Here is an 18,817-nt window from a genome sequence, read left to right on the forward strand (position 1 = left end):
CTTTCATTCGAATGTTATCACAAAAATTTGAATGATATAATCTTTCCGAACTGAAAACACATTTTTCGCAAAGGAGGTATTTAAATGGTCAAAATTGAAAGACCGACACAAGAACAACTTCGTCAGCTTGGCGTCAAAAACTGGCCGATATGGTCAAAAGAAGTATCCGTCTTCGATTGGTATTACAATGAAACTGAAATTTGCTACATCTTAGAAGGAGAAGTGGAAGTTACAACGGAAGATGGAAAAGTTTACCACATAAAACCTGGTGACTTAGTCACCTTTCAAAAGGGATTAAAATGTGTTTGGAATGTGAAAAAACCTGTGCGCAAACACTACAATTTTCTATAATAAAGCTCATAGTTTAACTTCGGCGAAATAGAACAACTCGGCTTCGATGAACAAATCTATTTCTCCATCCAAAACGGCTTCAGCGTCTCCCGTTTCCACTTCTGTTCTGTGATCTTTGACTAGCTTGTACGGATGGAGAATGTAAGATCTTATTTGGTTACCCCAAGCAATTTCTTTCAATTCTCCTTGAAGTTCCTCTATTTTCTCTTTCCTTTTGAGCATCTCGAGCTGATACAACCTTGCTTTGAGCATTTTCAAAGCTTGTGCTTTATTTTGATGCTGTGATCTTTCGCTTTGGCAGCTAACCACAATTCCAGTTGGAATATGTGTGATCCTTACCGCCGAATCTGTTTTATTCACATATTGTCCTCCATGTCCTGATGCTCTGAAAGTTTCTATCTTTAAATCTTCAGGTCTTATTTCAATTTCAATGTCGTCTGACAATTCTGGGATAACGTTCACCGAAGCAAAGGATGTATGTCTTCTTCCAGCAGCATCAAATGGTGAAATTCTGACCAATCTGTGCACGCCTCTTTCGTGTTTCAAGTATCCATAAGCATATTCACCTTTTATAAGCAATGTAGCGCTTTTAACACCGGCTTCTTCGCCGGGTTGAAAATCAACCAATTCGACTTCAAACCCTTTCTTTTCAGCCCACCTCATGTACATTCTAAGCAACATCTGTGCCCAATCGTGTGATTCTGTGCCTCCTGCACCTGGGTGAACGGAAAGATATGCGTTGTTTTGGTCCATAGGATCGTTCAAAATCAAATCCAATTGGAACTGCTTTACAATTTTTTCAAGGTTTGTAACTCTTCTTTCCACATCTTGGACGAATTCAGGATCCTCATCGGAAAGCTCTAATCCTATTTCTATTTCCTCAAGGATTCGGTCTATTTTCGTTACATCTTCCAAAAGCTTTTTGGCACGTCTTAATTTTTTTCCGATTTCGCTGGCACTTTTTTGATCGTTCCAAATATCAGGACTAGCCAACTTTGATTCCATTTGTTGAATTTCCATTTGAAGCTTTTCCGGTTCAACAAGTTGTTTTAAGTTTTTGGCTTTTGTTTTCAGTTCTTCTATTTTCACCTTGGTTTCGTAGGCTATCATAACTTCGACTCACCTCTTTACCTTGAATCGCTTTTTTATTTTTCCATCCTTTTGTAACTTTCTTCGTTCTGCTCTGTTTAAAATGTCGAACTCTTCATGTATCAATTGCAAATTGGCAAGTTCTCTCTTTGCTTCTTTTTCGCTTTTTTCTCTGTCCACTTTAACCACTCTGAACATCCACGTGACAATCAGCTCGTTTATCCTATCCATCATTTCGTCGTACATTTGGTAAGTTTCCCGCTTGAACTCGATTATAGGGTCTTTATGTCCATAAGCTCTCAAGTTCACAGCTTCCTTTACGTGTTCAACTTCTTCAAGATATTGCCGCCAGTTGTCATCTATTATTCTAACCATGAGAAACTTCATGAATTTGACGTAGTCAGCCCCTATTTCTTCTTTCTTTCTAACGTAAGCCTTTTTTAGTTGCTCAATTAGGTTTTGTTTGATCTCCTCGACATCCATTTGTTTGATCGAATCTAGTTGCAGCACTCCCTTTGGCAAAATCCTTAAGGAATTTTCGAAAGCCTCAAAGTTGAGTTGTTTGCCTTCTGAGAACTGCGAGATACGAGTATCTATAAAGCCTTCAAAGATTTGCGATACGTATTCATCCAATTCTTTTTCGTCACATCCAAGTATGTGATCTCTTAGAGAATATATTGATTTTCTTTGTGCATCTAAGACTGTGTCCATTTCCATCAACTGTTTTCTTATGGCAAAGTTGATTCCTTCAACCTTCTTCTGGACAGTTTGAACCAGTTTTGTCAACATCGGGTGGTATATGGGCTCACCAGGTTGTATTTTCAGAAGATTCATAATTTTTTCCAGCTGTTCTGCACCGAAAATCCTTAAAAGATCATCTTCAAGCGATAGGTAAAACCTTGATTCTCCCGGATCGCCTTGTCTTCCAGATCTTCCGATCAATTGGTTGTCGATTCTTCTGCTTTCGTGACGTTCTGTTCCTATAACGTACAAGCCACCTAGTTCTGCAACTCCTTCGCCAAGTTTTATATCAGTACCTCTACCAGCCATGTTTGTTGCGATGGTTACAGCGCCTTTTTGGCCAGCTTGAGCTATGATCATTGCCTCTTTTTCATGGTGTTTTGCGTTCAAAACTTGGTGGGGTATACCGGCTTTTCGAAGCATTTCGCTTAAAAGCTCACTTTTCTCTATGGAAGTAGTACCAATCAAAACAGGTTGTCCTTTTTTGTACCTTTCCAAGACATCTTTAACGATGGCTTGGTATTTTTCTGCTTGAGTTCGAAAGATCAGATCCTCATGATCTTTTCTTATCATCGGTTTGTGAGTTGGGATGACCACAACTTCCATGCCGTAGAGTTGTTTGAATTCTTCTTCTTCAGTTTTCGCTGTTCCCGTCATACCTGCGAGTTTTTCGTACATCTTAAAGTAATTCTGGAAAGTTATCGTGGCATAAGTTATCGTTTCTTCCCTGATTGGTACCCCTTCCTTTGCTTCAATTGCTTGGTGCAGTCCTCCACTGTAGCGTCTGCCTGGTAAAAGCCTTCCAGTGAATTCGTCGACTATTATCACTTGCTGATTCATAACCACATAGTCGACATCGCGTTTGAACAAGTGCAAAGCCTTTAAAGCGTTCAAAAGATGGTAAAGCTGTTTGACGTTGTTTGGATCGTAAAGATTTTCCACACCAATCAGTTTTTCCGCTTTTTCAATACCCTTTTCGGTCAAAGATACGGTCCTGGTTTTTTCGTCAACGACAAAATCTTCGTCTTTGACAAAGCGCTTCGCCAGAGCCGCGAATCGTTTGTAAACCGCAGCTCCTTCTTTGGCTGGTCCTGAAATGATCAAAGGTGTTCTGGCTTCGTCTATGAGAATGCTGTCGACCTCGTCTATTATCGCGTAGAAATGTCCTCGCTGAACTTTTTCGCTTAAATCCAACACAAGGTTATCCCTAAGATAATCAAATCCAAATTCGTTGTTGGTACCATAAACTATATCGCACAAATATGCTTCTTTCCTTGTTATCTCCACTAACTCCACCGCGAAAGCCTCTAGTGCCTCTTGATTTTTCGTAGAATCTTTCAGAACCTCGTCTTCATAACCTTCTGGCCAGACGGACAGATTTCTTTCTACAGCTTGCTCAAAAAGTGATTTGTTCTTCCAAACCACCTCGTAAGATTTTCCAAGTTGGTTTATCACGGAAACTCTCATGCCCAAAAACAGATAAATTGGACCCATCCAAAGTGCATCTCGTCTTGCAAGGTAATCGTTGACGGTCACAAGATGTACACCTTTTTTTGTAAGCGCATTGAGAAAAAGCGGCATCGTCGCAACGAGTGTTTTTCCTTCGCCTGTTTTCATTTCAGCTATCTTGCCTTCGTGGAGCACTATTGCCCCAAGAAGTTGCTCGTCAAACGGATACAAACCGATGGTTCTTTTGGCAACGATTCGGCAAATTGCGTAAGCTTCGTAAAGAGTCGCCGGATCGTTTGGGTCGGATAAATTCTTAGCAGCGTTTATCAACTCAAGATTTGTGGCTTTTGAATATATCTTCTCTTTTTCTTTTATCTTTTGCACCATTTTCCAATACCTTTTCAAAAGAAAGGTATTTTTATCGAAAAGTTTCAAGGGCATGCTACATCACCTCAACAGTGTAGACCACGGCATCCTTTGTTACATACCCTGAAAAGAGAAGTTTGCCTTTGGCTTTCAACCCAAGCATCGATTGGAAAAGGTCACCAAGGTCTACGTATATTCTCATTACATCAGAACTTGGAAAACGTTTTGACAAGTATTGATAAGCTGCTTCGTCTCTCAGCTTTTTTCTCAAAGCGAGCTTTTCATATTCATCTTTTGACATGTTGGTCATTATCAAGTTTTTACCTTGCGTGAAGAACGCAATGTATCCGTCGAATATCGGCAGTCTGATTTCGTTCCCAAAATTCCTCGCCCCATATTTTATCAAATTGCTAAAGTCATATTCTTTTCGAAGTTGAAAGATCGCTGCAAAAAGAATCTTTTCTCCGTACAAATTACCAGTTACATACACTCTATCTGTACTGACTTCCAAGATCGAAGAAACTATCTCGTAGATTTTCTTAACCTCCTCTTGTGCTCCTTCAAACCAAGAAGATATGTTCTTAGCTATGTCAAGCGGACCTGAAGCTGTTGCGGAGAAAGCATAGTTTCCAATGAATGGCATTCCCAACATTGTGGAAACACCGGATACGTTGCGTCTGAAAACCTCTAGATTCGTCAAATACTGTCCCACGGTCACCCTTAAAGAATCGCTGGTTATCTCACCCTTCACTGTTGTATACTCCATCGCGGTATTTTCCAAAGAAAGATTGGCAGTGTTGAAGGAAAACGAATCAGATTTAAAGAAACCGCAAAACCAGCTATCTAAGGAAAGCAAATCTTTTATTTGCTCGAATTCATTCAACAGTTGATCGTTTGGCCTATCGTAAACGTCTATGGCTTTTTCCAAAGCCCCTTTGCTACCCGCAAAAACTAAATATCCTTCGATGTACCTTGCAAAAATTGCCACATCAGAGTCGATCAGAATCCAAGTTCCTTCATTTGAACTTAGCTTTAAGTTCATCACCGCTGCAAACAAGCGTATCAGTTCATTTGGTTTATCAGTTTGCAAAACCACAATCGAATTGACTCCAATGTTTTTGAAAACCTCTATGTAGTAATTTGGATCTAGTGAAAAAATAGAGCTAAGATCGATCTTTGTCCCCTTTGAGGCGTACAAAACTTCCTTCGAAAATGCTTCGTAGAAAACCTTTGGAGATACTCCATGCGAATATTTGATGTTTTCAAGCAAGCTTTCAACTATTTTTTCAACACCAAGCCCATCTTCCTTGAGCAAAAAGTTAAAAAAAGGCACGGATGAAAGCTTTGCAAAATTTTTTTCATTGTCTTTGAAAAGCAAAAAGAAATCGTAGTCTTTTGGAACGAACTTTACAATATCGCTTGCAAGGCCTATGAAAGTAACAAGCAAAATTAACAGCAAAAAAGCTTTTTTCATCCCAATTCACCCCTGAATTTTTCCCAGGCTTTTTCAACCGTATCTAAGACAACCTTATCGTCGATAGGGTTCATATTTTTCTTCTTCAGGTGCAAGAAATATTCTATATCTCCATCGCCACCAGTCAACGGGGAATATGTAACATTAACAGCAATTAATCCAAATTCTTGTGCCTTTTCAATTACTCTTTTTATTGCCTCAAAATGTGCTCCTTTGTTTTTTCTCAACCGATATCCAACTTCAAACTGTGGTTTTACCAATATAACTGCGTCACCTTCCTCTTTGAGAATCGAAGATATTTGACCAAGTATTTGTGTTACGGATATAAATGAGACATCGCACAAAACTATATCGATCTCTTCTTCAAAAAGATCCTTTCTCAAATCCTTTGCATTTTGATTTTCCATGCATACAACTTTTGGATCTTTTCGGAGGAATTCCGCAAGTTGATTTGTGCCAACATCCACAGCGTAAACTTTTTTGGCACCGTGCAGCAATGCAAAGTGTGTAAAGCCCCCTGTTGATGCACCTATGTCGCAAACAATTTTTCCTTCGAAATCTATTTCAAAAGTTTCGTAAGCTTTTTGAAGTTTTTCTCCACCTCTACTTGCAAAAATTCTTTCTGAAGATAGTTTGATTTCGGTTTGCTCATCGACCAACTTCCCTGGTTTTTTGCATATCGAATTGTTCACGTAAACTCTTCCAAGTTTTATAAGATCCCTTGCTTGCGATCTTGTTTTTGCAAGTCCTTTTTTCACAAGCAAAAGATCCAATCTAATCCTCATCTATTCACCACCCAGCAACCGTTAGAACACACCACTACTATTCCCCATTCGAAAAACCTTATCTTTTTTACGTCTTCGAAAAAATGGATGGTGTCAGCGTAAATTTTAGTTTTTCCATTTTGCAAGATTGCAAATACATCACCTGACCTGACGACTTGAATTGATTCGTCGAAAATTTCTAAACCGTTTTTCCAAACGCCAAAGTTTTTTCCAGCTATTTCTTCAACAATGGTTCCTTCTAGCGTCAACTTCAAGATTTTTTCTTCCAATCCAACGTATAAGTAATTACCATCAGTGGCAACTGCCCAAGCAAATGGTAAATGATTTTCAAGCAAAATCTTTCTTGTTTTCAAATCTATTATCCGCAAGTACGAAGATAAATCAAGTACGAACAATTTGTCGCCTACTGCACACCATTCAACCACAGGACCAGATATTCTCATGGTCCAAGAAAGATCGATTGGAGCAATCACACCACTTGCAAACAAAAGAAAATCTTTTATTTTGCCAATCAAAGTCGAGGAAAAAGTGCTTCCCTCAACTTTGAGAGTGTACCTTTTTTGTAGAATACGTCCATCCGATGTTATGTCAAAAGGTTCTTGCGTATTTATTATTTTTCCATCCGGCGTGTACAACTTTTGGTCTTTGTATATGTAAAAGCCCTTTGAAGCTTTGTAAACCATTTCAGCGTCGGGAAAGAAGTTCGTTGGACTTATATCCATGTCGCTTTCAACGTAAACAACTTGTCCAAGGAACTTGTGAAAACCTTCTTCTACTAAGAACTTTTGCCCTAATATTGTAACCGCGTAGAGTTTTTGCTCAAAGTCAAAAGTAACCGGTTTGATCACATTTGGAATTTTTGAAATTTCAATTTGTTCATCGGCGATCTTGACAACATATCCTTCGCTTGGAACAACGTTGTCTGGAAAGAAAAAAGATACCATTTTCCCGAATTCTTCATCAAAATCTTCTACTTTTCCAAAACTTTGCAAAACGTTGTTTTTGTATCTAACCTTCACGTTGAACATGTCATATCCTGTTCTCAGTTTTACGTAAAAAACATCTCCCCATCCAACTAATACACCTTTTTCGTTTAGAACCTTTTCTACAGCGTCTTTTAAATCTCGCGGACCATCGTAAAGAAGGCTTACAACAGGTAAAGTTTTCCATTGAAGAATGAGATCAAGGTCATCATCTTCGGGCTCGTCGAAACCAACGTAATAAATCACACCGTTTTCTTCGTGAATTATCAACTCTCGTCCGAAGAAGTCGATTCTTGTGTATTGGGCGAAAGCGAGAATTCCACAGAGTACAAGTAAAGCCCATGTGCAGGCGCGGTAGCAGGTGCCAGCGATCGATTTCTTGACTCCAATATTTCCTTTATTTTTATTGGTTCCCATACTCCCACCCCAACCTTTACCAAAGCACCAACGATGTTTCTAACCATCCTTCTTAGGAAAGATCTGCCTTCAACTCTTATCAGAATCAAATTTTTCCTAAGTCGAAGTATTCTAATTCGATAAATCGTTCTAACCGTTGATTTTTCGTTACCTTCAGTTTTTGCAAAAGCTTTGAAGTCGTGTTCTCCTTCCAGATATTTTGCCGCTTCGCGCATTTTGTTAACGTCGAGTTCGTATGGAAACCACCAGTAATATTTTCTTGTGAAAACATTCGGGGTTTTCCCGTTGTAGATGAAATAATGATATATTCTACGAGTTGCACAAAATCTTGGGTTGAAGTCTTTTGGAACTTCTATAACCTTTCTAACATACACATCGTCCGGCAAGTTCGCGTTGAGAGCGTTTTTCATGTTTTCAGGGGGAATATCATATGGGCAATCGAAGGCTATGACCTGGCCTACGGCGTGCACGCCAGTATCTGTTCTTCCCGCACAAACGACAGAAATTTTTGTTTTAAAAATCCTTTCAAGAGCTTGTTCTATCACACCTTGAACTGTTCTGACATCTTTTTGAAGTTGAAAACCAAAGAAGTTGTTTCCATCGTAAGAGATCACAGCCGCAAACTTTTTCACCTTCACAACCCCCTTTTTGTTTATTCATGGGGGAGAGGAACTGTAAGCCGGATTCTGTCGAGGGTGGTCATCTATCTAGGGAGAACCTTTCGGTCCTCCTCAAGCGGCCTACCCGGGGGATAGGGCGGGCCACCCAACCCCTGCTTGGCCTTGCTCCAGGTGGGGGTTACCGAGCCGCTGGGTCACCCCAGCGCTGGTGAGCTCTTACCTCACCTTTTCACCCTTGCCTGGCAAAAAAATTACGCCAGGCGGTTTGAAGTTTCTGTGGCCCTTTCCGAGGATCGCTCCTCCTGGGTATTACCCAGCACCCTGCCCTAGGAGTCCGGACTTTCCTCGGGTTTTGAAAACCCGCGACCACCCGTTCCTCTCCCCCTTGATTGTTCTTTACTGAAAAATATCTCCAACTTTCACCAATCTCCCATTCATCGCATCCAGAAACCTCATTCTTTTTTTCGAAGGAAATTGCACATCTGAAATGACAACAACTCCATCGCTTGTTTTAACATGTGCTCCCAGTTCATCTATTCGAATTATCCTTCCTGGATCACCTTGACCATTTTCTTTGACTGAAGTAACCTTAAACAGTTTAACCAACTGACCGTTCAAGTTAGCCTTTACACCCGGATTAGGATCATAAGCCCTAATTTTGTCCTTCACTTTAACGGTTTGTTTAGAAAAGTCCACAAGCAGATCTTCTGGATTTATCTTCGGAGCATAAGTTGCCAACTTATCATCTTGAGGAATTAATTTGACATGATCTATGTTTTTCAGAAATTCCACCAAAAGTTTGCAGCCTAATTCTATCAACCTTTCCTGCAGTTCGCCAAAAGTCTCGTATTCACCAATTTGTAGTTTTTCTTGAAGGGCTATCGGTCCAGCGTCTAATTGTTCCGTCAGCTTGAAAATAGTTACACCAGTCACCTTTTCGCCATTTTCAATTGCCCTGTTGATCGGTGCTGCACCTCTGTACTTTGGAAGCAAAGAAGGATGAACGTTGTAAAATCCCATTGGAAGGATATCCAGATAATGTTTTTTTATCAGTGCCCCGTATGCAACAACGATTCCTATATCTGGTTTGATTTGATCAAAAGGAACATCTTTCAATTTTTCAAACACAGGAATACCACGTTGCAATGCCAAAAGTTTCACCGGTGAAGGCAAAACTTTCAAACCTCTTCCCTTTGGCTTGTCTGGTTGGGTAACAACTGCCACAACGTTGAAACCCTCATCCAAGAGAACTTGTAAATGTTTTGCGGAGTATTCTGGTGTACCAAGAAAGATTATCCTCATAATCACACTCTCGAGCTTTTTGCTTTGGACTGTCTCATTATGTCAAGCAACTTTTCTCTCAGCGCAAATCTTCTTTCCGCAGGCAGAAGATCTATAAACAACCTTCCTTCAAGGTGATCGTATTCATGTTGAACGATTCTCGCTGACCTATCTATGAATTTTTCCTCTCTTTCTTGACCATTTTCATCTATGTATCTTACAATCACTTCTTTACTTCGTTCAACGTTTTCGAAAACACCAGGTATGCTCAAGCATCCCTCTTCATCCACCACTTTTTCTGGGCTTGCGTAAATTATCTTGGGATTTATGAAAGCCCTTGGTGTTCCATCGTCCATAACAAAGATCCTAAGTGAGACTCCAACTTGAGGTGCCGCAAGTCCAACTCCATCGTACTGATACATGGTTTCAAAAAGCTCTTTTATGAAAGCTTTGACATTATCATCTATTATTTCAACTTCTTTGGTCTTTTTTCTAAGCACTGGATCACCAAGCAATCTTATTTTTTTCACGTTTTTCAACCTCCTTGAGCCTTTCAAAGACATCTTTGTGCATCATAAAAACGCTGATGGGTGTTATCGAAACATATCCGCTTTTAACCACGATGTAATCCGCATCTGGGTCTGTATCGTCTTCGATTATATCGCCGTACATCCAATAATAGGTGTTTCCAGATGGGTCTTTCCTTTCTTCAAACTTGTCTGCATACCGTCTTTTGCTTTGTTTGGTTGCTTTCCAACCTTTGATTTCTCCTTCTGGAAAATTCACGTTGAGCGCACAGAATTTTTCAAGAAGATTAAAATCAAAGTTTCTGACAAAGTTCAAAATGAATCTGGCAGCAGCTTCAAAATCAAAATTTTCGCTTATAGGTGCTGAAAGTGCAATTGAAGGTATGCCGAGCAAAGCTCCTTCCAAAGCTCCTGAAACCGTTCCCGAGTAAACGACATCGGTTCCAAGGTTGTGACCAATGTTGATTCCACTTAAAACCAAATCAACCTTTCCTTTTGCAAGCACCTCAACCCCGATTTTCACGCAATCGGCCGGTGTTCCAGTCGCTGCATAAACCGGAAAGCTGTCCAAAACCTTAACTCTTTTAACCCATATAGGCATTCGCACCGTTATAGCATGACCAGTTGCGCTTTGTTCTGATTCTGGCGCAACAACTAAAACTTCGTGCTCTTTTGAAAAAACTTTTGCCAAAGTGATAAGTCCAATTGAGGTAACTCCATCGTCGTTTGTTATCAGCACTTTCATACTTTTCACCTCGTCCTTTTTTCATTTTATCATACATCAAATGAAAAAACTGTAAGAACAAGATTTGTAACGAAGTTCGTGTTAAAATTCAATGAAAGGAGGAAGATTTATGACGTTTGCAACGCTGTTGATTTTCATAGGTACTATGCTTTTGCTGAGTGCATTCAACTTGGTGGAAATAACCTTTGGAAAGTTTATCATGATGTTTTTCGCCGTTTTATTTGCATACTCTGGCATAAGAGATATGGTTAAAAAGGGATTTCCATCTGGACTTACGTCAATGGGTATTGCTGCCTTATTGACACTCAACGTTTTCAGAATTTTCACAACAGGTTTTTGGCAAGCTTTGACAATTGTTGTTGCTGTTGCGTTGATTCAATCCGGCATCGCCATAATAAAGTCTGCTTGTCGAAAACATCAGCTAATGAAAAGAATTTCAAGGAGTGATCAAGACTGATCGAGGAACGTTATGATGTCATCGTTGTCGGTGCGGGTCATGCCGGTGTTGAAGCGGCTTTGGCAACCGCTAGACTTGGTTTTAAAACAGCTCTTTTAACGAACAACCTTGATCGGGTTGCTTGGGCTTCTTGCAACCCAGCTATAGGTGGTCCAGCGAAAGGTATAGTTGTCAGAGAAATAGACGCACTTGGAGGAGAGATGGCAAAAACCACCGATGAAACGATGATAAACGTCAGGATGCTCAACACAAGTAAAGGGGCATCCGTGAGGGCACTTCGAGCACAAATAGACAAGGTTGCTTACAGTCAATTGATGAAGTTGAAGTTGGAAAAAACGGAAAATTTGTTTTTAAAACACGCAGATGTTTGCGAAGTTTTAATCGAAAAAGGAAAGGTTCTTGGGGTTGCCGACAAGCTTGGAGTTGTTTACCTGGCACCAGTTGTGATAATAACAACTGGTACCTTTCTAAACGGGAGAATTTTCATCGGAAGGAAAACTTTTGAAGCGGGAAGATTGGGAGACTCACCAGCTCATGGTATTTCGGAGTCTCTTGCAAAATGGGGAATAAGAATCGGAAGGTTTAAAACCGGTACCCCCGCTAGGATCCTAGGAAGAAGTATAGATTTTTCCAAGATGAAAAGACAAGACACGGCTGATGAACCTTTGGCGTTCTCTTATTTCAGCGAACCAAAGGTTCTTCCAAAGGATTATCCATGCTGGTTGACCTACACCAACCAAAGGACTCACGAAATTATAAGGCAAAATCTGGCGTTTTCTCCACTGTACGGAGAGGTAAAGCTGATCACCGGAAAAGGCCCCAGGTATTGTCCATCCATAGAGGACAAAGTAGTTAAGTTTCCTGAAAAGCAATCTCATCAAATCTTTGTTGAACCCGAAGGAAAAATGACAACCGAATATTACTTGAACGGTTTAAGCACAAGCTTGCCATTGGAAGTTCAGTATGAAATCATCCATTCTATAGAGGGGCTTGAAAATGCCGTGATAATGAGACCAGCTTACGCTATAGAGTACGACTACACGGATCCTTCGCAACTTCAACCCACACTTGAAAGTAAAATCGTTGAAGGCTTGTTCTTGGCTGGTCAGGTAAACGGTACCAGCGGTTATGAAGAAGCCGCTGCCCAAGGTTTGGTTGCGGGAATCAACGCAGCACAAAAACTAAGAGGAGAGAAACCACTTATATTGAGCCGTTCAGAAGCTTACATAGGTGTGTTGATTGACGATCTTATAAACAAAAGCGTTGATGAACCGTACAGATTGCTCACCTCAAGGGCTGAGTACAGGCTTCTTTTAAGGCACGACAACGCACACCTTAGGTTGGCTGAAAAAGGATATCAAGTCGGGTTAATACCACGATGGTTCTACGAAAAGGTGCAAAATCTTAAAGCCAGAATTGAAACGGAATTGGAGCGGTTGAGAAATCTCATCATAAAACCAACCCAGCAGGTGAACGACATTTTGGTGCAGGCAGGAACAACACCGTTACGTCAGCCTGTGAGTTTCCTTCAACTTTTGAAACGTCAACAAATTTCTTACGAGCACATCAGAGTTCTTGATACTAGCCCAATTGATGATTCAGAAGTAATAGAGCAAGTAGAATTAACTGCAAAGTATGAGGATTACATCGAACGAATGTTCGAAGAAATTAGAACTCTGGAAAACATGAAAAAACTTCGAATACCATCTGACATAGATTATCGAAAAGTGACAAATCTTTCTAGCGAAGCAGTTGAAAAACTTTCAAAAATTAGACCTGAAACAATCTATGAAGCATCCAAGATTCCTGGTATAACACCATCCGATTTAGCCGCTTTGGTGGCTTATCTTAAGGAAAAGCACCAAGCATGATAAAATTTCTTAAAGCGGTGAGAGCATGATAATTGTTTCACAGTCGGTGGAAGAAATACTTTCCTTATCTGCAAGAAAATTTTCCGAAGAAGACATAGAAAAGCTTGAAAAAGCCTATCGTTTGGCTGTTTATGCCCATGAAGGAAAATACAGAGAGTCCGGTGAACCATTTGTTACTCATCCTGTTGAAGTTTGCAAAATATTGGCTCAGATGAACGTTGACATTGAAACCTTAATAGCAGCGTTGCTTCATGACGTTGTCGAAGACAGCGATGGGAAAGTAAAACTGGAAGACATAGAAAAAGAGTTTGGAAAGCAAATAGTTCGAATAGTCGATGGCGTTACAAAGGTAAGTAGGTTGAATGCGCCGGTTGGAGCAAGTGACTCACGCTTGAAACTTGAAACGATTCAAAAAATGCTCTTTGCCATGGCAGAAGATATAAGGGTGATATTCGTAAAGTTAGCAGATAGGCTTCACAACATGCGTACAATCGAATACGTTAAGGATGAGTCAAAAAAAGCATACAAAGCCCTTGAGACTTTGGAAATTTATGCTCCCATTGCCCACAAGCTTGGGATTTATTCCATAAAGTGGGAACTCGAAGACTTGTCGTTCAAAGTTCTTCACAGAGAAGAATACAACATGATAAAAAGCTTGGTTGCCGAAAAGAAAAAAGAAAGAGAACAACGGATCAAAGAGTACATTGAAACTTTGAAGGCGGCTCTTCTGGAGCACGACATAGTTGCAACCGTTGAAGGACGGTTCAAGCATTATTACAGCATTTGGCAAAAGTTAAAAGAAAAGGGAAAAGATTTCAGTGAAATATACGATCTTTTTGGCGTTCGAGCAATAGTTGAAGATATTCCAACTTGCTACACCGTTCTTGGTATAGTTCACAGCATATGGAAACCTTTGCCTGGAAGGATAAAAGATTATATAGCCGCTCCAAAATCCAACGGCTATAGATCACTTCATACAACGGTTATAACTGGCTATGGTGAACCTTTGGAGGTCCAAATCAGAGACAAGCAAATGCATGCAGAAGCCGAATATGGTTTAATTGCGCACTGGATATACAAAGAAGGGATCAACGTAAAGGTCATGCAAAAGTGGGTTACCCAATTGCTTGAATGGCGAAAAGAACTAGCAAAGGATCTTGCTGGAGTAGAAGACTTGAAAAAAGAACTGCAAATGGATGAAGTTTTTGTGTTCACACCAAAAGGTGAAATAAAGCATCTTCCAGTTGGTGCCACTCCGATAGATTTTGCCTATGCCGTGCATACCGACATCGGCCACAGATTCGCTGGGGCTAAGGTAAACGGAAAATTGGTGCCGATAAATTATCAACTTCAAAACGGCGACATAGTTGAAATTATTGTGAACAAATCTGGTCCAAGACCAAGTCTGGATTGGTTGAAATACGCCAAATCCCCAAGAACCAAAGCAAAAATTAGAAAATTTTTCAGGGAGCAGCTTAGAAATGAGTTAATAGACAGAGGAAAAGAAGTTGTCAGAAAAGTTGCTAGAAGATTGTCAAGATCTATCGAAGAAATTTTGGAAAGCGATGTTGTGAAGAAATACTTGCAAGGACAAGGTATTTCCGAAGAAGAGTTCTTCTGCAGAATAGGTGAAGGAACAATAACCTTTGGAGATCTGTTAAATCTTTTAAAGCCATTCTCCGAAAAGCAAAAGGAAAAGATTCAGAAAAAGCCGAAGAATACCTCACTTTTATCTGAAATAGAAGTTTCAGGTGTTAAGAATATTGAGCTAAGGCTTGCAAAGTGTTGCTCGCCAATTCCTGGCGATGAAATCGTAGCAATTGCTAGTCGGCGCGGCATGTCTGTTCACAAAGTAAATTGCCCAAATCTCAAAGGTGTTCCTGTAGAAAGGATTTTCTCAGCCACTTGGAATACAGCTACCCAACGTTATTACGAAGCCACGTTGATTGTAGAACTTCGAGATAAGAGTTTGATAGGCAAGATAATTCAATCACTTGAAAATATAGGTGTTATCATTGAAAAGGCAGAGTTTCAAACAACACGTTGGAATTATTCCATAGCGACAATTAGAGTGCATGTGAAAAACTTGGCGCATTTTGAGGAGGCTAGGAAAATAATTTCACAACTAGAAGGAGTTGTCAATGTAGAAAGGGGTTAGGGAAGGTGAGAGCAGTAGTTCAAAGAGTTCATAGAGCAGCTGTGGCTGTTGATGGCAAAACCGTTGGTTCCATTGGCAAAGGTCTGTTGGTTTTAGTTGGAGTTGGGATTAGAGACACCGAAGCGGACCTGGATTGGATGTGTGACAAGATAATCAATCTTCGCATTTTTGAAGATGAAAACGGCAAGATGAACTTGAGCTTGCTTGATGTAAAGGGAGAACTACTTGTTGTTTCACAATTCACGCTTTATGGGGACTGTCGTAAAGGGAGAAGGCCATCTTTCAGCGAAGCAGCTCCCGTAGAACGTGGAAAGGAACTGTACGATTTGTTCGTAAAAAAACTAAAGGAAAAGCTACCAAAAGTGGAACAAGGTATTTTTGGAGCTCATATGGAAGTAGAGCTTGTAAACGATGGACCTGTGACGTTACTTCTTGACAGTGAAAGGAAGTTTTGAAATGAAAGTTTTGTTACACGTTTGCTGTGCACCGGATGCCACAGTCGCGGTAAAAAGACTTAGGCAAAGTGGTTTAGAACCGATTTTGTATTTTTACAACCCAAACATAGAACCAATTGAAGAATATGAAAAAAGGTTAGAAGCAACAAAGTTGCTTGCTGAAGCTTGGGGGCTTGAATTGATTGAGGACAGATCGGGTTACGATGAATGGAAAGATTCCATAAAGGGACTTGAAAACCTTGGTGAAAGGTCAAAAAGGTGTGAAGCCTGTATAGCCCATAGATTGAAAAAAACAGCTTTAAAAGCTCTTTCGCTTGGCGTGGAATTTTTCTGCACAACGCTTACTACCAGTCCAAAAAAGGATTCCAAATATATAAATTCCCTTGGAAAAAAACTGGAACTAGAATTTGGCGTAAAGTTTTTGGAGGCAGACTTCAAAAAGCAGGATGGTTTCAAACAGAGTGTTGAACTAAGTAAAGCACTTGGTTTGTACAGACAAAATTACTGTGGGTGTATTTATTCTCTAAAAGAAAAACAACTTCGGAGTGGGAAAGATGAAACTGTTCATCGCAAAATCGATGGAGGTTCTTCACAACGACTTTGATTTCAATTTTCTTGAACATCCCGCTTTTTTCACTCTTTATGAGTGCGATGTCCCTATTTTGCTTCGTATAGAAGGTTACCAAATGCAGTTTGTTAAATTGAACACACTCTTTGGCCCGGTAATAGTTGGATTCGACAAAGAAGAGTTTCCAATCCAAGCGCTACAAAGTCATGTTGAAAAGCTATTGATGGCCAAAAAAAGCTATCCTGAGAATATTTCAAAGATTAGCGACCTTGTTGGAGATTGGAAAGGAGAACGTGTAATAGGTATTCTTGAAACCGAAGATTTGCAAGATAGAATGGAATACAGGGTAAGTCTTTCAAAGTTTGCAATCGATGTTGTCAACTTGGGTAAAAAGGATTTATATGCTTTTCCAACCGCTGACATTTCGGTAGGTTTTGATTGTCGGCTTAGTCTTTCTATGCCAAGTTCTGATAAACTTGAAGCGATCAGGCAAGCTTGTGTTGTCGATCGTTATGCTGTTTTCAAAGGTACTTTGTCGTATGACAAACTGCTTTACCATGATTCTTTTTCGATTCACTTGGATGAAGAAGATGTACCTTTTATTGAAAGTAAGCTTTTGTTTCGCGATTACGAAAAACTGGCAAGGAAATTTTCTATTCGCAAAGAAGAAGTTTTTCAAAGGCAGATGCAGTTAGAACAAAAATATTGGTTGTTCTTTGAAAATTTCGTTGACGAATATTTGTACAACTTTGCACTCAGAAAAAGGGTGATGAAACAGTGAAAGATATTGTCGCAATCGTGATTTGGTCTAAGCCAGAACACATCAGATTGGCCCGCGCAGTGTTATCCGCCTATCTTAGGTTGAAAGAGATAAAGGAACAAGATATCTTGGATTTAGAACTTGGCTTGAACGAAGCTTTGGCGAACGTTATAAAGCATACTTACAAATTTGACTCTTCCAAGCAGATAAAAATATCTTTCGGTTGGTCTGAAGAGAAAAGAGAACTTTTGATAGCCATCAGGGACTATGGGTGTGCAGTAAATCCAACGATTTTTTGTCATGTGTCCCCTCCTAATCCTTATAAAGAAGGTGGTTTTGGCTTGTACATCATAAAGAAGATCTTTGATGAAGTTGAACTTGTAAACCTTGAAAGGGGAAATCTTTTGAAACTTAGGAAGGTTTTTCTATGAGCAGTGTTGTGCACATAGTTGGTGGAGGACTGGCTGGCTCTGAAGCAGCTTATCAACTTGCAAAAAGAAACATAAAAGTTGTGCTTCATGAAATGCGCCCGATCAAAATGACGCCGGTTCATAAAACTGGTTTGTTGGCAGAACTTGTATGCAGCAACTCCTTGAAATCAGACGATATTGAAAATGCTTCTGGACTTTTGAAACGTGAATTGGAGCTTCTTGGGTCAATGTTGATCAAAGTTGCAAGACAAACAGCTGTGCCAGCCGGAAAAGCCTTGGCTGTTGATAGGGAAAAATTTTCTCAGCTTGTCACACAAGAAGTACTCAACGCTGGGGTAGAAATTGTACGTGAAGAAATTTGTGAGATTCCGGACGATAAAAATATATGGATAATAGCAACTGGACCTGCAACCAGTGAAGCTTTGGCACTGTGGTTAGAAAAAGTTGTCGGGGATCATTTGTATTTTTTCGATGCTGTTGCACCGATAGTTTCAGCTGATAGCATAGACTATTCCAAAGTCTTCTTTGCAGACAGGTACGGTGTTGGTACAAACGACCACATAAACTGTCCGATGAACAAGGAAGAGTACGAAAGATTTTACGAAGCTCTTGTGAACGCTGAAGTACAACCAATGGAAGGATTTGACACATCGCTTTTGTTTGAAAGATGTAAGCCGATAGAAGAAATAGCCAGAACGGGAAAGGAGGCTTTACTTTTTGGTCCTCTTAGACCTGTTGGAATAATCGATCCTAGAACTGGCAAGCAACCTTACGCTGTGGTCCAACTGCGAAAGGATAACATGGAAGGTACACTTTACAACTTAGTGGGCTTTCAAACACGTCTAAAATGGGGTGAACAAAAGAAGGTTATTCGAATGATACCTGGTTTGGAAAATGCCGAAATAGTTAGATATGGGGTTATGCATAGAAACTTGTACATTGATTCGCCAAGAGTTTTGAATCAGTTTCTACAACTCAAGAAAGACGGTAGGATCTTTTTTGCCGGTCAGATCACCGGTGTTGAAGGTTATGTGGAATCGATTGCCACAGGTTTGTACGTTTCCTTGAACGTTTTTAGATTGATGAACGGGATGGAGATGGTACAATTGCCGAGGGACACTTTAATAGGTTCTTTGATAAACTACGTTACTCAAAGCAAGCTTGGAAGGCTTCAACCAATGTATGCGAATTACGGTTTGTTGAATTTATCCAAGCGCGATAGAAAAGAGATTGCAAAGCTTTGTCTTGAAAGTTTGGAAACATTTTTGAATACAGTCAACTGGGTTTAA

At 40.0% G+C, this 18,817-nt stretch carries 18 protein-coding genes and 1 other RNA gene; 9 read left to right on the forward strand and 10 right to left on the reverse strand.

Annotated elements, in window-relative coordinates:
• Window positions 1-84: 84 nt before the first annotated feature.
• Window positions 85-351 (forward strand): cupin domain-containing protein, encoded by a 267-nt coding sequence (locus THETH_RS05275; protein ID WP_013932340.1) that lies wholly within the window; start codon window positions 85-87, stop codon window positions 349-351.
• A gap of 6 nt (window positions 352-357) precedes the next feature.
• Here THETH_RS05275 and prfB read toward each other — a convergent pair whose 3' ends face one another.
• The 10 genes from prfB to surE all read right to left on the reverse strand — a co-directional run bounded on the left by prfB (window position 358) and on the right by surE (window position 10,828).
• Window positions 358-1,461 carry a peptide chain release factor 2 gene (gene prfB, locus THETH_RS05280; protein WP_013932341.1) on the reverse strand — a complete coding sequence of 368 codons (1,104 nt, stop codon included), beginning with the start codon at window positions 1,459-1,461 and terminating at the stop codon, window positions 358-360.
• Between the two features lie 9 nt (window positions 1,462-1,470).
• A complete protein-coding gene (gene secA, locus THETH_RS05285; RefSeq protein ID WP_013932342.1) occupies window positions 1,471-4,071 on the reverse strand; it encodes a preprotein translocase subunit SecA in 2,601 nt (866 codons plus the stop codon).
• A gap of 1 nt (window position 4,072) precedes the next feature.
• Window positions 4,073-5,470, reverse strand: coding sequence for a hypothetical protein (locus tag THETH_RS05290; RefSeq protein ID WP_013932343.1), 1,398 nt, complete (start codon window positions 5,468-5,470; stop codon window positions 4,073-4,075).
• The gene (locus tag THETH_RS05295; protein WP_013932344.1) at window positions 5,467-6,255 is read right to left on the reverse strand and encodes a TlyA family RNA methyltransferase; all 789 of its coding nucleotides are present in this window, start codon (window positions 6,253-6,255) and stop codon (window positions 5,467-5,469) included. The genes THETH_RS05290 and THETH_RS05295 overlap by 4 nt, the downstream gene beginning before the upstream one ends.
• Window positions 6,252-7,508, reverse strand: a complete 1,257-nt coding sequence (locus THETH_RS05300) for a hypothetical protein (protein WP_013932345.1) — start codon at window positions 7,506-7,508, stop codon at window positions 6,252-6,254. Before THETH_RS05300 ends, THETH_RS05295 begins: the two co-directional genes overlap by 4 nt.
• The gene (truA, locus tag THETH_RS05305) at window positions 7,505-8,287 is read right to left on the reverse strand and encodes a tRNA pseudouridine(38-40) synthase TruA (RefSeq protein WP_013932346.1); all 783 of its coding nucleotides are present in this window, start codon (window positions 8,285-8,287) and stop codon (window positions 7,505-7,507) included. The genes THETH_RS05300 and truA overlap by 4 nt, the downstream gene beginning before the upstream one ends.
• A gap of 27 nt (window positions 8,288-8,314) precedes the next feature.
• Window positions 8,315-8,657, reverse strand: an RNA gene (rnpB, locus tag THETH_RS10410) — RNase P RNA component class A.
• 14 nt (window positions 8,658-8,671) lie between these two features.
• Complete coding sequence (gene fmt, locus THETH_RS05310; protein ID WP_013932347.1) at window positions 8,672-9,577, reverse strand: methionyl-tRNA formyltransferase; 906 nt, start codon at window positions 9,575-9,577, stop codon at window positions 8,672-8,674.
• A 2-nt stretch (window positions 9,578-9,579) separates the two neighbouring features.
• The gene (def, locus tag THETH_RS05315) at window positions 9,580-10,086 is read right to left on the reverse strand and encodes a peptide deformylase (protein WP_013932348.1); all 507 of its coding nucleotides are present in this window, start codon (window positions 10,084-10,086) and stop codon (window positions 9,580-9,582) included.
• Window positions 10,061-10,828, reverse strand: coding sequence for a 5'/3'-nucleotidase SurE (surE, locus tag THETH_RS05320; RefSeq protein WP_013932349.1), 768 nt, complete (start codon window positions 10,826-10,828; stop codon window positions 10,061-10,063). Before surE ends, def begins: the two co-directional genes overlap by 26 nt.
• 109 nt (window positions 10,829-10,937) lie before the next feature.
• On the opposite strand from surE, the gene THETH_RS05325 reads away from it, so the two are divergent.
• Genes THETH_RS05325 through trmFO form a run of 8 tightly spaced genes read left to right on the forward strand, consistent with a single transcriptional unit; the run spans window position 10,938 to window position 18,817 of the window.
• Window positions 10,938-11,285 carry a LiaF transmembrane domain-containing protein gene (locus THETH_RS05325; protein WP_013932350.1) on the forward strand — a complete coding sequence of 116 codons (348 nt, stop codon included), beginning with the start codon at window positions 10,938-10,940 and terminating at the stop codon, window positions 11,283-11,285.
• Window positions 11,282-13,156 carry a tRNA uridine-5-carboxymethylaminomethyl(34) synthesis enzyme MnmG gene (gene mnmG, locus THETH_RS05330; RefSeq protein ID WP_013932351.1) on the forward strand — a complete coding sequence of 625 codons (1,875 nt, stop codon included), beginning with the start codon at window positions 11,282-11,284 and terminating at the stop codon, window positions 13,154-13,156. The genes THETH_RS05325 and mnmG overlap by 4 nt, the downstream gene beginning before the upstream one ends.
• Before the next feature lie 25 nt (window positions 13,157-13,181).
• A complete protein-coding gene (locus THETH_RS05335) occupies window positions 13,182-15,314 on the forward strand; it encodes a RelA/SpoT family protein (protein ID WP_013932352.1) in 2,133 nt (710 codons plus the stop codon).
• A 5-nt stretch (window positions 15,315-15,319) separates the two neighbouring features.
• Window positions 15,320-15,769: a D-aminoacyl-tRNA deacylase gene (gene dtd / locus THETH_RS05340; RefSeq protein ID WP_013932353.1), complete on the forward strand. Its 450-nt coding sequence runs from the start codon at window positions 15,320-15,322 to the stop codon at window positions 15,767-15,769.
• 1 nt (window position 15,770) lies between these two features.
• The gene (locus tag THETH_RS05345; protein WP_013932354.1) at window positions 15,771-16,373 is read left to right on the forward strand and encodes an epoxyqueuosine reductase QueH; all 603 of its coding nucleotides are present in this window, start codon (window positions 15,771-15,773) and stop codon (window positions 16,371-16,373) included.
• Window positions 16,324-17,118 carry a DUF4940 domain-containing protein gene (locus THETH_RS05350; RefSeq protein ID WP_013932355.1) on the forward strand — a complete coding sequence of 265 codons (795 nt, stop codon included), beginning with the start codon at window positions 16,324-16,326 and terminating at the stop codon, window positions 17,116-17,118. Before THETH_RS05345 ends, THETH_RS05350 begins: the two co-directional genes overlap by 50 nt.
• Window positions 17,115-17,528 (forward strand): ATP-binding protein, encoded by a 414-nt coding sequence (locus tag THETH_RS05355; RefSeq protein ID WP_013932356.1) that lies wholly within the window; start codon window positions 17,115-17,117, stop codon window positions 17,526-17,528. Before THETH_RS05350 ends, THETH_RS05355 begins: the two co-directional genes overlap by 4 nt.
• A complete protein-coding gene (gene trmFO, locus THETH_RS05360; RefSeq protein WP_013932357.1) occupies window positions 17,525-18,817 on the forward strand; it encodes a methylenetetrahydrofolate--tRNA-(uracil(54)-C(5))-methyltransferase (FADH(2)-oxidizing) TrmFO in 1,293 nt (430 codons plus the stop codon). The genes THETH_RS05355 and trmFO overlap by 4 nt, the downstream gene beginning before the upstream one ends.

Origin of the sequence: Pseudothermotoga thermarum DSM 5069 (assembly GCF_000217815.1) — a bacterium.
Taxonomy (GTDB): Bacteria; Thermotogota; Thermotogae; order Thermotogales; family DSM-5069; genus Pseudothermotoga; species Pseudothermotoga thermarum.